The 14672-nt window shown below is 59.9% G+C and carries 14 protein-coding genes; 12 read left to right on the plus strand and 2 right to left on the minus strand.

Annotated elements, in window-relative coordinates:
* A complete protein-coding gene (gene rsmI / locus AC2FEE_RS04960) occupies positions 1-858 on the minus strand; it encodes a 16S rRNA (cytidine(1402)-2'-O)-methyltransferase (protein ID WP_496863470.1) in 858 nt (285 codons plus the stop codon).
* An 88-nt stretch (positions 859-946) separates the two neighbouring features.
* On the opposite strand from rsmI, the gene AC2FEE_RS04965 reads away from it, so the two are divergent.
* Genes AC2FEE_RS04965 through murJ form a run of 3 tightly spaced genes read left to right on the plus strand, consistent with a single transcriptional unit; the run spans position 947 to position 6436 of the window.
* Positions 947-2119 carry a penicillin-binding protein activator gene (locus AC2FEE_RS04965; RefSeq protein WP_496863472.1) on the plus strand — a complete coding sequence of 391 codons (1173 nt, stop codon included), beginning with the start codon at positions 947-949 and terminating at the stop codon, positions 2117-2119.
* On the plus strand, positions 2079-4898 hold the full coding sequence (locus tag AC2FEE_RS04970) for a [protein-PII] uridylyltransferase (protein ID WP_496863474.1): 2820 nt from the start codon (positions 2079-2081) through the stop codon (positions 4896-4898). Before AC2FEE_RS04965 ends, AC2FEE_RS04970 begins: the two co-directional genes overlap by 41 nt.
* Entirely contained in the window at positions 4895-6436 is a 1542-nt protein-coding gene (gene murJ, locus AC2FEE_RS04975) for a murein biosynthesis integral membrane protein MurJ (RefSeq protein WP_496863476.1), read from the plus strand. The genes AC2FEE_RS04970 and murJ overlap by 4 nt, the downstream gene beginning before the upstream one ends.
* On the opposite strand, the gene AC2FEE_RS04980 is transcribed toward murJ, so the two are convergent.
* Positions 6437-7123 carry a rhomboid family intramembrane serine protease gene (locus tag AC2FEE_RS04980; protein WP_496863477.1) on the minus strand — a complete coding sequence of 229 codons (687 nt, stop codon included), beginning with the start codon at positions 7121-7123 and terminating at the stop codon, positions 6437-6439.
* A gap of 86 nt (positions 7124-7209) precedes the next feature.
* On the opposite strand from AC2FEE_RS04980, the gene trpS reads away from it, so the two are divergent.
* The 9 genes from trpS to AC2FEE_RS05025 all read left to right on the plus strand — a co-directional run bounded on the left by trpS (position 7210) and on the right by AC2FEE_RS05025 (position 14671).
* On the plus strand, positions 7210-8238 hold the full coding sequence (gene trpS, locus AC2FEE_RS04985) for a tryptophan--tRNA ligase (protein WP_496863479.1): 1029 nt from the start codon (positions 7210-7212) through the stop codon (positions 8236-8238).
* A gap of 59 nt (positions 8239-8297) precedes the next feature.
* A complete protein-coding gene (locus AC2FEE_RS04990) occupies positions 8298-9161 on the plus strand; it encodes a branched-chain amino acid aminotransferase (protein WP_496863480.1) in 864 nt (287 codons plus the stop codon).
* 61 nt (positions 9162-9222) lie between these two features.
* The gene (locus AC2FEE_RS04995; RefSeq protein ID WP_209195306.1) at positions 9223-9678 is read left to right on the plus strand and encodes a universal stress protein; all 456 of its coding nucleotides are present in this window, start codon (positions 9223-9225) and stop codon (positions 9676-9678) included.
* A gap of 9 nt (positions 9679-9687) precedes the next feature.
* On the plus strand, positions 9688-10281 hold the full coding sequence (locus tag AC2FEE_RS05000) for a 2-hydroxychromene-2-carboxylate isomerase (RefSeq protein WP_496863481.1): 594 nt from the start codon (positions 9688-9690) through the stop codon (positions 10279-10281).
* Between the two features lie 69 nt (positions 10282-10350).
* Entirely contained in the window at positions 10351-10914 is a 564-nt protein-coding gene (locus AC2FEE_RS05005) for a NifU family protein (RefSeq protein WP_170402630.1), read from the plus strand.
* Positions 10904-11488, plus strand: a complete 585-nt coding sequence (gene tsaB, locus AC2FEE_RS05010; protein WP_496863482.1) for a tRNA (adenosine(37)-N6)-threonylcarbamoyltransferase complex dimerization subunit type 1 TsaB — start codon at positions 10904-10906, stop codon at positions 11486-11488. The genes AC2FEE_RS05005 and tsaB overlap by 11 nt, the downstream gene beginning before the upstream one ends.
* Positions 11485-11898 carry a GNAT family N-acetyltransferase gene (locus AC2FEE_RS05015; protein WP_496863483.1) on the plus strand — a complete coding sequence of 138 codons (414 nt, stop codon included), beginning with the start codon at positions 11485-11487 and terminating at the stop codon, positions 11896-11898. The genes tsaB and AC2FEE_RS05015 overlap by 4 nt, the downstream gene beginning before the upstream one ends.
* A 159-nt stretch (positions 11899-12057) precedes the next feature.
* On the plus strand, positions 12058-13056 hold the full coding sequence (locus tag AC2FEE_RS05020) for a BMP family lipoprotein (protein ID WP_496863484.1): 999 nt from the start codon (positions 12058-12060) through the stop codon (positions 13054-13056).
* Positions 13057-13141: 85 nt separating this feature from the next.
* Positions 13142-14671: an ABC transporter ATP-binding protein gene (locus AC2FEE_RS05025; RefSeq protein ID WP_496863485.1), complete on the plus strand. Its 1530-nt coding sequence runs from the start codon at positions 13142-13144 to the stop codon at positions 14669-14671.
* Position 14672 lies beyond the last annotated feature (1 nt).

Below are 14672 nucleotides of genomic sequence, written 5' to 3' on the forward strand. Positions count from 1 at the left end.
TCATCCCTTTCCCAGTTTCAGGGCCTTCTGATAAATCGGACGCCGCGGCAGCTTGTACATTTCCGACACCAAATCCGCTGCGTCCCGAACCGAATGGGTCTCCAGAGCCCGTTTCAGAGCCTCTTCTACGTCGGATTCGTTAACAGTTTCCGAATGTCCACGATCCACCAGCAGGACGATCTCACCTTTGACCGTCTGCCCTTGCAGGTCTGCCGCAAGTTCGCCCAGAGCCCCCCGTCGAACCTCTTCGAACTTCTTGGTCAGTTCGCGACACAACGCGGCAGAGCGGTTTTCCCCCAACACCTCGGCCAGATCTGAAAGGCAGGCCGCGACGCGTTTCGGCGATTCGTAGAACACCAGCGTTCCGGGCACGTCGCGCAGCGCCTCGATACGCGATCGGCGGGCACCAGAGGCGTTGGGCAGAAACCCGGCAAAAAAGAACGCATCCGTCGGCAAACCTGCCAAAGTCAGAGCCATCAAAGCTGCCGACGGCCCTGGCGCACAGGTAACCATATGACCGGCCTCGGCCGCCTGCCGTCCCAAATCATATCCAGGGTCGGCGATCAGCGGCATTCCGGCCTCGGACGCGTATGCGACTGATTTTCCTTCGCTCAGCGCGTCCAAGATTTTTCTGCGAGCGCCCGCGCCGCTGTGGTCGTGATAGGCCAGAATGCGTCGTCCATCCAATGGAACGCCGTGAATTTCCATCAACCGCCGCAGGCTGCGGGTATCCTCAGCCGCTATCATATCGGCTGAAGCCAGCACATCCAGCGCTCTGAGCGTGATATCGCGTGCCGTACCGATTGGAGTGGCAACAAAATACAGGCCAGCGCCCAATCTGACTTTTTGGAAATTCAAAGCTGGACCCTCACAGCGTGACGTTTATTATCGCGGCGTAATAGATAGGTGGTACCCCAAGCCGCCGGGACAGGGAGTTTTCATTCAGATGTTTACCGTTTGCAAGCCCGTTCGCAAGCTGGCGCGCACCGCCGCCGTTCTGGCAACCGCCGCCTTTCTGGCTGCCTGTGACGTCAGCACCATTGGCGGCGGGCCATCGATCAACACATCCGAACCTGTCCCTGTCGCGCTGCTGGTGCCCGCCGGATCGGGGCAATCGGGCGATGCAGCACTGGCGCGCAGCCTTGAAAACGCAGCTCGTCTGGCGATGGCCGACCTGCAGAACGTCAAAATTGATTTGCGGGTCTATGACACCCGCGGCAGCTCGAACACAGCCGCCGAAGTTGCACAGCGCGCAGTCGCTGACGGGGCCAAGATCATTCTGGGGCCGGTCTATGCGCAAGCGGCGAATTCCGCTGGCCTGGCGGTGCTGAACAATAACGTCAATGTGCTGTCCTTCTCAAACAACACAAGCATAGCGGGCGGCAACGTGTTCGTCCTTGGTCCAACCTTTGACAACACGGCCAATCGGCTGGTCAGCTTTGCCGGGTCGCAGGGCAAGAACAATATGGTCATCGTCCACAGCAACGATGCTGCAGGCCAGTTGGGCCAAAGCGCCATTGCCAATGCTCTCGGCAGCAGCCGCGTGAACAATGCCGGTTCGGTTGGCTACGACCGGTCGCAGCAGGGTGTCATCAACGCGGTGCCAAATGTCAAAGCCACAGTGGACGCGTCGGGCGCTGATTCCCTATTTCTGACCGCAACAACAGCTGGCGCTCTGCCGCTTTTCACTCAATTGCTGCCCGAAGCGGGTGTTTCCCCGGCAAATACACAGTTTATCGGCCTGACACGCTGGGATATCCCGCCGCAGACACTGGACCTGCCCGGCGTACAAGGCGGTTGGTTCGCATTGCCTGACCCGTCCAAGGCGCAGGCGTTTCGCCAGCGGTACAACAACACTTATGGCGAAGCCCCGCACCCGATCAGCGGCCTGGCCTATGACGGCATCGCGGCCATCGCTGCGCTGGTCAGCCAGGGTAAATCCAACGCACTGACCGCGTCGGCATTGACACAGAACGCCGGTTTCCAGGGCGTTGGCGGCATCTTCCGCCTGCGCCCGAACGGTACGAATGAACGCGGTCTGGCTGTCGCCACGATCCAGAATAAACAGGTAGTAGTGATTGACCCTGCCCCACAAAGCTTCACAGGCGCCGGTTTCTGATCGACCGGGCCTGACGCTGCCCACCAAGGGTGAGCTGATTTGCCCCGCTGATGAAATATTCGACAGCGCCGCCGTCATTGCGCAGCTGTCGGAAGCCTTCGAAAAGACCTCGGGCAATGCCGCCCGCAGGAGTGAGACCGTGCGCATTCTGCGTGACGCCCAGAAAGCCGGGCGCCAGGCCATTGCTGATGCCTTTGCCAAACGCCCCTTTGATGCGCGGCGGCTGACCCATTCCTATACCTATCTGACCGACGGCCTCGTCTGCACCGCCATGAAGGTTGCAAGCGAGGACCTGCATCCGCTGGCCACGCCGACGCAGGGGGAAAAGATAGCCGTGATGGCGGTCGGCGGTTACGGGCGCGGAGAGATGGCACCGTCCTCCGATGTCGACCTGCTGTTTCTGACTCCCTACAAGATCACCGCCTGGGCCGAGAGCGTGATTGAATCCATGCTCTATATCCTTTGGGATCTGCGACTAAAGGTCGGGCATTCCTCGCGCACTATCAAAGACTGCCTGCGATTGGGCGCGGAGGATTTCACCATCCGTACTGCCATGCTGGAACAGCGTTATCTGGCCGGGGAAAAAGAACTTGGGGTTGAGCTGGAAACCCGTCTGAAATCCGACCTGTTCAAGGGCAGCGAGCGACAATTCATCGAAGCCAAGCTGCAGGAACGCGACGAGCGCCACCTGAAACAGGGCCAGCGTTACGTGGTTGAGCCCAATGTCAAAGAGGGCAAGGGTGGGCTGCGCGATCTGCAATCCCTCTATTGGATCGCGAAATACATTTATGGCGTTCAGGATGTGGCCGAACTGGTGCCCTTGGGCCTGTTCACACCGGATGAGTTTGAGACTTTCGTAAAGGCCGAGGATTTCCTCTGGGCGGTGCGCTCTCACTTGCATCTGGTCACCGGTCGCGCAACGGAACAGTTGACCTTTGACATGCAGGTCGAAGTTGCCGCCCGCATGGGATACGAGGATCGTGCCGGTCGCCGCGGCGTCGAAGTCTTCATGCAGCGTTATTTCCGCGAAGCCACGCGGGTGGGTGAGCTGACGCGCATCTTCCTGACCAAGCTGGAAGCGACCCATGTGAAGAGCGCGCCGCTGCTGGAGCGTATCTTTCGCCGCCGTCCCCGTGTGAAAACGGGCTATTCCGTCGTGCATGGTCGTCTGGACGTAGCTGATCCCGAGACGTTTCTGGCTGACAAGCTGAATCTGCTGCGCCTGTTCGAAGAGGGGCTGCGGACAGGCATGTTGATCCACCCGGATGCGATGCGTTTGGTCAGCGCCAACCTGAACCTGATCGACGAAGAGATGCGCGAAAACAAGGAAGCGCGCCGTATCTTCCTTGATCTGATGCTAAAACACGGCAACCCCGAACGCGCCTTGCGGCGGATGAACGAACTGGGCGTCCTGTCGGCCTTCCTGCCTGAGTTTGAGCACATCGTGGCGATGATGCAGTTCAATATGTATCACAGCTATACGGTCGATGAACACACCATCCAGTGCATCGTCAACCTGAACCAAATCGAACGCGGAGAGTTGGTGGAATCGCTGCCTCTGGCTTCTTCGATCCTGAAGGGCGGGGTCAATCGCAAGGTTCTGTACGTCGCTTTGCTACTGCATGATATCGCCAAAGGACGGCCCGAGGATCACTCGATCCTTGGCGCGCAGATCGCCCGCAAGGTGGCGCCCCGGCTGGGTCTGAACAAGGCGGATTCGGAAACCGTGGAATGGCTGGTGCGGTATCACTTGCTGATGTCGGACATGGCGCAGAAACGCGACATCTCAGACCCGCGCACCGTGCGCGATTTCGCCAAGGCGGTGAAGACGGTCAAGCGGCTGGACCTGCTGACGGTTCTGACGGTCTGCGATATTCGCGGCGTCGGACCAAATACATGGAACAACTGGAAGGCCACCCTGCTGCGCGCCCTGCACGCCGAAACCAAGCGCGCACTGGAAACCGGGATGGAGGACCTCAACCGCGCCAATCGCGGCACCGAGGCCAAAAAGGCCCTGCGCACTGAATTGGCCGAATGGTCCAAAGCGGACCTCAAGGTTGAGACCGGGCGGCATTATCCGCCCTATTGGCAGGGTCTGAACCTGTCGGCTCATGTGGAGTTCGCCGAGATGCTGCGGACATTGGAACACAGCGGCGACCCCGGTGAGATGGAAATTCGTCTACATCCCGACGAAGACCGCGACGCCACTCGTGCCTGTTTCGCGATGGGTGACCATCCTGGAATTTTTGCTCGGATCGCCGGGGCTCTGGCGCTGGTTGGGGCGAATGTTGTGGATGCGCGCAGCTATACTACCAAGGACGGATACGTAACCGATGCGTTCTGGATTCAGGATGCCGAGGGCCATCCGTTCGAAGCCAGCCGCCTGCCGCGCCTGACCCAGATGATCCACAAGACGCTGAAAGGCGAGGTTGTCGCTCGCGATGCGCTGAAATCGCGCGACAAGATCAAGAAACGCGAGCGCGCCTTCAACGTGCCGACGCATATCACCTTCGACAATGACGGGTCCGAGATTTACACCATCATCGAGGTCGACACCCGCGACCGTCCCGGCCTGCTTTATGACCTGACGCGCACGCTGGCTGACGCCAATGTCTATATCGCCAACGCGGTGATCGCGACCTATGGCGAGCAGGTAGTGGACACGTTCTACGTCAAGGACATGTTCGGGCTGAAATACCATTCGGAAAGCAAGCAACGCACGCTTGAGGGCAAGCTGCGCAAAGCCATAACCGCAGGCGCCGAGCGCGCGGCCTCATGAAGCAGATCCGGCTGTTTTCTGGCCTGTTTACGGTCGGTTTCTGGACGCTGGCCAGCCGGGTTCTTGGGTTCCTGCGGGAAATCCTGCTGACCGCTTTTATCGGGCCGGGTCCGGTGATGGATGCCTTTGTCGCCGCCTTCCGCCTGCCCAACATGTTCCGCCGTTTCTTTGCCGAGGGCGCGTTCAACGCGGCCTTTGTGCCGATGTTTTCAAAACGGCTGGAGGGGGATGAAAACGCCGAAGGATTTGCGCAGGACGCATTCAACCTGCTGGCCGTGTCCGTTCTGGCTCTGGTTGGGCTGGCAATGGTGTTCATGCCCGCGCTGGTCTGGATCACCGCCGAAGGGTTCCACGGGGATGAACGGTTCGACTTGGCGGTGGACTACGGGTATGTGGTTTTCCCCTACATCCTGTTCATGTCGCTGGCAGCGCTGTTTTCCGGTGTTCTGAATGCCACCGGACGCTTTGCCGCCGCCGCCGCCGCGCCAGTTCTGCTGAACATCTTTGCCTGTACAGCCCTTATCGCTGCAGCGGCAATGGGCGGCGAGGTGATTCGATGGCTGATCACTGTCATTCCGCTGGCCGGCATCGCGCAACTGGCGCTGGTCTGGATCGCCACCGAACGGGCAGGCATTCGCATTCGCCCGGGCCTGCCGAAACTCAGCCCCGAAATGCGCCGCATGGTCCGCATCGCCGTTCCCGCGGCGCTCGCAATGGGTGTAACGCAGGTCAATCTGGTGGTGGGGCAGCTTGTGGCTTCGAAAACGGAAAAGGCGGTCAGCTGGTTGTTTGCGGCGGACCGGCTGTATCAATTGCCACTGGGCGTTGTTGGCATTGCCGTCGGCATCGTCCTGTTGCCAGATCTGTCGCGGCGCCTCCGGGCCGGAGACAAGGACGGCGCACGCAACGCCTATTCTCGCGCCGGAGAGTTCACCCTGCTGCTGACCATCCCTTCAACCGTGGCCTTTGTTGTTCTGCCCAACCCGATCGTGTCGGTCCTGTTCGAGCGCGGCCAGTTCAGCGCCGAGGACACCGCCGCCACAGCGCTGGCGGTGGCAATTTATGGCATCGGCCTGCCTGCCTTTATGCTGCAAAAGCTGCTGCAACCGCTGTTTTTCGCGCGTGAGGATACGCGGTCCCCGTTCCGCTATGCCGTGGTTGCGATGATCGTGAATGCGGCACTGGCTTTTGGCCTTTATCCGCTGGTCGGTTGGGTCGCACCCGCGATTGCGGCCTCGGTTGCGGGTTGGGCCATGGTCGGTCTGCTGATCCTCGGCGCACGACGCATGGGCGAAGAAGCGCGGTTCGATGACCGGTTCAAACACCGGGCATGGCGCATCGTGGCAGCGTCATTGGGGATGGGCGTTGTGCTTTACGCCGCCATCCACCTGTTCGGCTGGGCGTTCGACCTACCCGGTTGGCGGTATCTGGCGCTGATCATCCTGATCAAAGTTGCAGCCGCTTCCTATTTCTTCCTCGGCCACCTGTTCGGCGCATTTGAAGTATCCGAGTTCAAAAAGACCCTGCGCCGGTCGTGATCAGTCGCGGCGAATGCGCCGTACGATCCGCGCCCAACCGCCCGGAGCCAGAAAGAAGGACAGGCCAAAACCTGTAGCAAACCCGCCCAGATCAGCGACCCAATCCGAGGTGCCACCGAAGAGCAGACCAAACACCAGTTGGATACCCATCAAAGCCGCAATCAGGCCAAAGGCGCGGTGTTGGTTTTCTCCGACCAGCGACAGCTTGCGCCACAGCAACCATGTAAACGCGCCGATCAGGCCGTAGACCGGGGGGAATCCTCCGACCAGAGGATAGTTAGGGTCAAGCAGCAGCGCATAGGCCAGTGCTCCGCCGACGCCGGACAACACAAATACCACCAGCATCTGAAACCCACCAAAGACCTCGGCCACCATCTTGCCCATTGCCAGCAGAAAGACACAGACAAAGACAGCCTGCGTGAAGCTGCCCGACACGAACGGGTAGGTCACGAAACGAATAACATGCTCGAACGGCCAGCGCCCGTTCTCGACCATCCAGTCGAAGATATCGGGTGAAAACGAATAGTTCTGCAGCGCATCCAGTCGCCAACCCACCGCTGACGGCCCGCCGATCAGGCCACGAGAACCCAGGGTAAACGCCAGTTCCACCCCCATGATGAACAAAACCAACGCCACCACCACAGGCGGCAGGGGGTTCACGGCGGGTGTATAATTCTCACTGCTCATTGGGCTGGCCTTTCGCGGCTGTTGACGTCCCTTGGCCTCATGGGTAAGCGACGGGGGCTTATTTTTCCAGACGGGAGTTCCCTTCGATGACCGAAACCAAGTTCACGCCGCGCGTGTTTTCCGGCATCCAGCCATCGGGAAACCTGCATCTTGGCAACTATCTGGGTGCGCTCAAGCGGTTTGTGGACATGCAGCAGCCGGATATGGAAACCATCTATTGCATGGTCGATCTGCACGCGATCACCGTATGGCAGGACCCCAAGGAACTGGCGCATTCGACACGTGAACTATGCGCAGGCTTTATCGCCGCCGGTCTCGACCCTGAGAAATCGATCCTGTTCAATCAGAGCCAGGTGCCCGAACACGCTCAACTGGCGTGGATTTTCAATTGCGTCGCCCGCATGGGTTGGATGCAGCGGATGACCCAGTGGAAGGACAAGGCAGGCAAGAACCAGCAGAACGCCTCGCTGGGCCTGTTCGCTTACCCTTCACTGATGGCCGCCGACATTCTGACCTATCATGCGACACATGTGCCTGTGGGCGACGACCAGAAACAGCACCTTGAGCTGACCCGCGACATCGCGATCAAGTTCAACCATGATTATGGTGTCGATTTCTTCCCGATCACCGAACCTGTGATCGAAGGGGCCGCGACACGCGTCATGAGCCTGCGGGACGGGTCCAAGAAGATGTCGAAGTCCGATCCGTCGGATATGAGCCGCATCAACATGACCGATGACGCTGATGCGATCGCCAAAAAGATTCGCAAGGCCAAGACTGACCCTGAGGCCCTGCCCTCGGAACTCGACGGCCTGTCGGAACGTCCTGAGGCGCGCAATCTGGTGAACATCTTCGCCGCGCTCAGCGACCAGACCGCCGAGCAGGTTCTGGCCGAAGTAGGCGGCAAACAGTTCGGTGAGTTCAAGCCGATGCTGGCCGATCTGGCGGTCTCGAAACTGGCGCCGATCTCGACCGAAATGGCCCGTCTGATGGGCGAAGAGACCGAGATCGACCAGATTCTGGCCAAAGGCGCAGAAAAGGCGCGGGCAATTGCGGCACCGATCCTGCAGCGAACCTACGAAATCGTCGGCATGGTTGGTGCAAAACAGGGCTGATTGCTCTGGACCTTGCCTCAACGCCTTCCTAGGTTTGCCGCAAAGCTTGGGAGGGCTTCATGGCAGTCGGCAAGAATATCCGCACTTATTTCGAAGGTCAGTGGCATGACGGGAACGCGCCAATCATGCGGGCCGCAGATCATGGCTCATGGCTTGGATCGACGGTCTTTGACGGCGCGCGCTATTTCGAAGGCATGGCCCCGGATCTTGAGGCACATTGCGACCGCGTGAACCGATCCGCCGAGGCGCTGATGCTGACGCCCTCAGTGACGACCGAAAAGATGGTCGAGATCGTCCGTGAGGGGCTGGAAGCCTTCGGCCCTGAGTCGGCCGTCTACATCCGCCCTATGTATTGGGGCATCGACGGTGATGCGACCGCCATCGTTCCGCAGAAAAACAGCATCGGCTTTGCAATCTGTCTGGAAGAGATTCCAATGGCCCCCGAAACTGCCGCGGCCACGCTGGGGTACACGCGGTTCCGCCGTCCGGTGCTGGAATCCTCGGTCGTGAACGCCAAGGCCGGGTGCCTTTACCCAAACAACGCGCGGATGCTGCTAGAAGCACGCTCCAAAGGGTTCTCGAACGCGCTGGTCGCAGACGCTCTGGGCCACGTGGCCGAAACCGCAACCGCCAATATCTTCATGGTTCGGGATGGTGAGGTCTTCACCCCCACCCCCAACGGTACCTTTCTGGCAGGGATCACCCGCGCCCGCCATATCGCAAACCTGCGCGCGGACGGCGTAATCGTGCACGAAGCCATTCTCAGCTTTGACGATTTTCACAAGGCGGATGAGGTTTTCATGACCGGAAACATGAGCAAGATCACTCCGGTCACTGCGATCGAAGACACGCAATATCAGGTCGGCCCCGTCGCCCGCCGAGCGCGCGAGCTTTATTGGGATTGGGCGGCAAGCACGCGATAGGCTCTGGTTGCCAGCACGCATCTGGTCGGGCATGATCGCCCGAAATGAATGAGGACACTCCATGCGCAAATTCCTGGTCGTTCTAGATGACAGCCGCGAATGCCTGAACGCAATGCGCTTTGCGGCCATGCGTGCGGCCCATACCGGCGGCGGCGTGACGATCCTTTCGGTCATCCCGCCGGATGAATTCAATCACTGGATCGGCGTGGCCGAAGTCATGCGCGAAGAAGCGCGCGAGCGTATTCATGCTCATTACGAGGTGTTCGCTAAGTGGATGCGCGACAAGCAGGGCGTTGATCCGGAACTGGCCATCCGCGAAGGCGATCCCGTTCCGCAAATCATCGAACACGTTCAGTCCGACCCCGAGATCGGGGTGCTTGTTCTGGGCGCGGGTGTCGAAAAGAAAGGCCCCGGCCCGCTGGTGACGCAGCTAACGAAGAATTCCGGAAGTCTGCCGATCCCGATCACCATCGTTCCCGGCGATCTGAGCAAGGAAAAACTGGAAGAAATCACCTGAGGCCCGCTCATGCCGCGCAACATCCAGTTTTGGTTCGAATTCGCCTCGACCTATTCCTATCTCAGCGCAGTGAGGATCGAGGATCTGGCGGCCCAGCACGGAGTGGCGGTCGAATGGCAGCCCTTCCTGCTGGGTCCTATTTTCGCCGCGCAGGGCTGGGACAATTCGCCGTTCAACATTTACCCGGCGAAAGGACGCTATATGTGGCGCGACTTGGAGCGGTTGTCGGCCCGGCGCGGCATACGGTTCTCACGGCCTGATCCGTTTCCGCAAAACGGCCTGAAGGCCGCGCGGCTTGTGTTGTCGATCGACGCCCAACCCCAAAGGGCCGCGTTTGTCCGTGCCGTTTATGCTGCGGAATTTGTCGATGGTCTGAACATCTCGGACGACGATGTGCTGGTTGATTGCCTGTCGCAGGCCAGCCTGCCTGCCGAAACGCTGACCCGCTGTCAGGATCCGGACATCAAGGCTGCCCTGATGGAACAGACGAAAACGGCCCAGACCAAGGGAATTTTCGGAGCCCCCAGCTTTCTAGTGGGGGATGAGCTGTTCTGGGGCGATGACAGGCTGGATGAGGCCATGCAACTGGCCGCCGGGATTTAGAACGGTTCCAAATCTTGACTTCCCCGGCGCGGGCCCGCATATCAGTCACAACTGAAACGGAGCCGCGACATGTTCATCCAGACCGAATCCACGCCGAACCCTGCAACGTTGAAATTCCTGCCCGGCCAGATCGTTCTGGAGGCCGGAACCGCAGATTTTCCCTCGGCGGAAGCCGGGGAGAGATCGCCCCTGGCCAAGCGCATTTTCGCGGTCAGCGGTGTGACCGGCGTGTTCCTGGGCAATGACTTCGTGACTGTGACCAAATCTGACGACGTTCAGTGGGATCACATCAAACCCGCCATTCTGGGCGCCGTGATGGAGCATTTCCAATCCGGTCAGCCGGTACTGGGCTCGGACGCACAGGCCGCTTCGGGCCACGCCGAACACACCGGTGAAGACGCGGAAATCGTCAATCAGATCAAAGACCTGCTGGACAGTCGCGTGCGCCCGGCGGTGGCTCAGGATGGTGGAGACATCACCTTCCACGGGTTCGACCGGGGCGTGGTCTACCTGCACATGCAGGGTGCTTGCGCAGGCTGCCCTTCCTCGACCCTGACATTGAAAATGGGGATCGAGAACCTGTTGCGCCACTATATCCCAGAGGTGACCGAGGTGCGCCCCGTTGCCGTCTGATCCGCTGATTCTGGCGTTTGATACATCGGCCGCGCATTGCGCGGCCGCTTTGTTGCGGGGTGACAGCATCCTCGTGTCCCGCACCGAATCCATGTCACGCGGTCAGGCCGAGCGGTTGATGCCCCTGCTGGAGGAGGTTCTGGCCGAAGCGGGCTGTACATGGCGCGACCTGACTGCCATCGGCGTTGGGATCGGGCCGGGGAATTTCACCGGCATCCGTATCTCGGTCTCTGCGGCACGGGGGTTGGCGTTGGGGCTTGGCATCCCGGCCGTGGGCGTTTCGGGCTTCGATGCACTCACTGAGGTCGGAGATGGACTGCCCGCAATCCGCGCCCCGCGCGAACAGGTCTATGTCGCGCTACTGGGACAAGACCCGGCGCTGATGGCGCAGGAACAGGCAGAATCACTCGGGCCCCTGATCCTGAATGATGACGCGGACGCGCAAGTACAGGCCATCGCCCGGCTGGCGGCTCAAAACTGGCAGAACGTCACCACGCCCCCGGCCCCGCTCTATGTACGGCCGGCGGATGCGGCCCCGTCGAAAGACACGCCACCGGTTTTGCTGGACGGATGACTCCGCAGGAGCTGGCTTATACCCACGCCGCGGCCTTTACCCAGTCGCGCCCCTGGACGGATCGGGAATTCGCCGATCTGTTGGAAAACCGGTTCACCCATGTTGTTGGCAATCCTGAATCTTTCGCCCTGTTCCAGGTCATCGCGGATGAGGCAGAATTGCTGACGATTGCCACCCACCCCAACCATCAACGGCAGGGTCTGGCATTGAAGTCCATGCAGGAGTGGCACGCGAAGGCCCGAAATCTGGGCGCAACCCGCGCCTTTCTGGACGTTGCGGCAGACAACCATCCCGCCATCGCCTTGTACAAGCGATGCGGATACACGCCCTGTGGGCGACGCAAGGGTTACTATCTGCGCGAAAAAACTGAAAAAATCGATGCCGTCATCATGGAATGCAACCTCGTTTGAAGTCCAAGCCTGTATTTTTTCGACCATCTGGTCAAAAATCAGTTGACCCGGCCTGTTGCAAACGCCCTTAATTCCCGCCATCACAACAGTTATGCTCGCTCGCAGTGGGTAATCGGAGCTATCTTGGCCCCAACCGACAATAACAAACGGGAGTATGAAATGACCCTGATGAAATCCTTGATGGGCGCTGCCGCCGCCGTCGCGCTGACTGCTGGTGCAGCGTTGGCCGAACCGGCCCTGATCTTTGACCTGGGCGGCAAGTTCGACAAGTCGTTCAACGAGGCTGCACATAACGGCGCGTCACGTTGGGCCGAGGAAACCGGCGGCACATACCGTGAGATCGAACTGCAATCCGAAGCCCAGCGCGAACAGGCCCTGCGCCGCTTTGCCGAGGCCGGCCTGAGCCCGATCATCACCATGGGTTTCGCAATGGCCGATCCGCTCAGCACTGTTGTCGGCGATTACCCCGACACGAAATTCGTCGTGGTCGATGTGAACTGGCTGGACGCTCCGAACCTGCGTCAGGTTGGCTTTGCCGAGCATGAAGGCTCTTACCTGGTTGGCATGATGGCCGCCATGGCATCGGAATCCGGCACCATCGGTTTCATCGGCGGTATGGATGTCCCACTGATCCGCCATTTCGGCTGCGGTTACGCCCAAGGCGCCAAAGCCGTGAACCCCGATATCAACGTGGTTGCAAACATGACCGGCACTACTCCGGCCGCGTGGAATGACCCGGTGAAAGGGTCCGAGTTGACCAAAGCGCAAATCAGCCAAGGTGCTGACGTAGTCTATGCTGCCGCTGGCGGCACGGGCGTTGGTGTTCTGCAAACCGCAGCCGACGAAGGCATCCTGTCGATCGGCGTGGACAGCAACCAGAACCACCTGCACCCGGGCAAGGTCCTGACATCTATGCTGAAACGCGTGGACGTCGCCGTCTATGACGCGATGAACGCAGGAAACGACCTTGAAACCGGCGTGTTTGCCATGGGTCTGGCCGAAGAAGGTGTTGGCGTTGCGATAGACGAAAACAACGCCGCACTGGTTTCGGATGAGATGAAAGCTGCCGTTGAAAAAGCCCGTCAGGACATCATCGACGGTAACGTGAGTGTTGTCAGCTATTACGAGAACGATAGCTGCCCGGCACTGCAGTTCTGATATCGGGCGGGGCGGGGGTGACCTCCGCCTCGCATCCACTCTGCTGCGCGGCCCGCGCGGCCCTTCGGCAATCTGAGGACACGACATGACAGTCCCCGCCATTGAGCTCAAAGGGATTTCCAAAGCCTTTGGGCCGGTTCAGGCCAACAAGGACATTTCCATCAGCGTCGCCCCCGGCACGATCCACGGGATCATCGGTGAAAACGGTGCGGGCAAATCTACGCTGATGAGCATTCTCTATGGCTTTTACAAAGCCGACAAAGGTGAGATCTGGATCAACGGTTCTAAGACCGACATCCCTGACAGCCAAGCCGCGATTGCGGCAGGTATCGGGATGGTGTTCCAGCATTTCAAACTGGTCGAGAATTTCACTGTTCTGGAAAACATCGTTCTGGGCGCTGAGGATGGCGGGCTGCTGGCACCGTCTCTGACCAAAGCCCGCAAAGAGTTGAAAGAACTGGAAGAAGAATACGAGCTGTTCGTTGATCCCGACAAACGCATTGACGAAATTGGCGTGGGCATGCAACAGCGCGTCGAGATCCTGAAGGCGCTGTACCGCAAGGCCGAGATTCTGATCCTGGACGAGCCTACCGGCGTTCTGACCCCGGCCGAGGCGGATCAGCTGTTCCGCATCCTTGACCGGCTGCGGGCCGAGGGGAAAACGATCATCGTAATCACCCACAAGCTGCGCGAAATCATGGAGAACACCGACACCGTTTCTGTCATGCGTCGCGGACAGATGACGGCGACGGTCAAAACCGCTGAAACCAGCCCCGAAGAGCTGGCCGAGTTGATGGTGGGTCGCAAGGTTCTGCTACAGGTCGACAAGGTGCCTGCGAAACCCGGAAAGCCTATCCTTGAGGTCGAAAACCTACGCGTCTTCGACTCGGCCGGTGTTGAGCGGGTTAAGGGAATCGATCTGACCGTCCGCGCGGGCGAAATCGTCGGCATCGCGGGCGTTGCGGGAAATGGCCAGTCGGAGTTGCTTGAGGTTCTGGGCGGGATGCGCCCCGGTCAGGGCTCGATCAAACTGAACGGCGCACCACTGGCGCTTAGTGGACATGGATCTGACGGACAGGCGCGCAGGGCGCAGCACATCGCCCACGTGCCCGAGGACCGCCAACGCGAGGGTCTGATCATGGATTTCCACGCGTGGGAAAACGTGGCTTTTGGCTATCACCGCGACCCGGCCTACAAACGCGGCATCTTCATGGATAATGCCGCCCTGCGCGCCGATACCGAGGCCAAGATCGAGAAATTCGACGTGCGCCCGCCCAATGGCTGGCTAACCGCCAAAAGTTTCTCGGGCGGAAACCAGCAGAAAATCGTCGTCGCGCGCGAGATTGAGCGGAACCCCGACCTGTTGCTGGTCGGCCAACCCACCCGTGGCGTGGATATCGGCGCGATCGAGTTCATTCACAAACAGATCGTCGCCCTGCGCGATCAGGGCAAGGCGATCCTGCTGGTCTCGGTCGAGCTTGAGGAGATCTTCTCGCTGTCCGACCGGATCGCGGTGATGTTTGACGGACATATCATGGGCGAGCGTCTGCCCCATGAGACGGATGAAAAAGAACTGGGCCTGCTTATGGCCGGTGTTGCGGGAGAGGCGGCGTAAC

Source organism: Ruegeria sp. YTSC199, assembly GCF_059609725.1.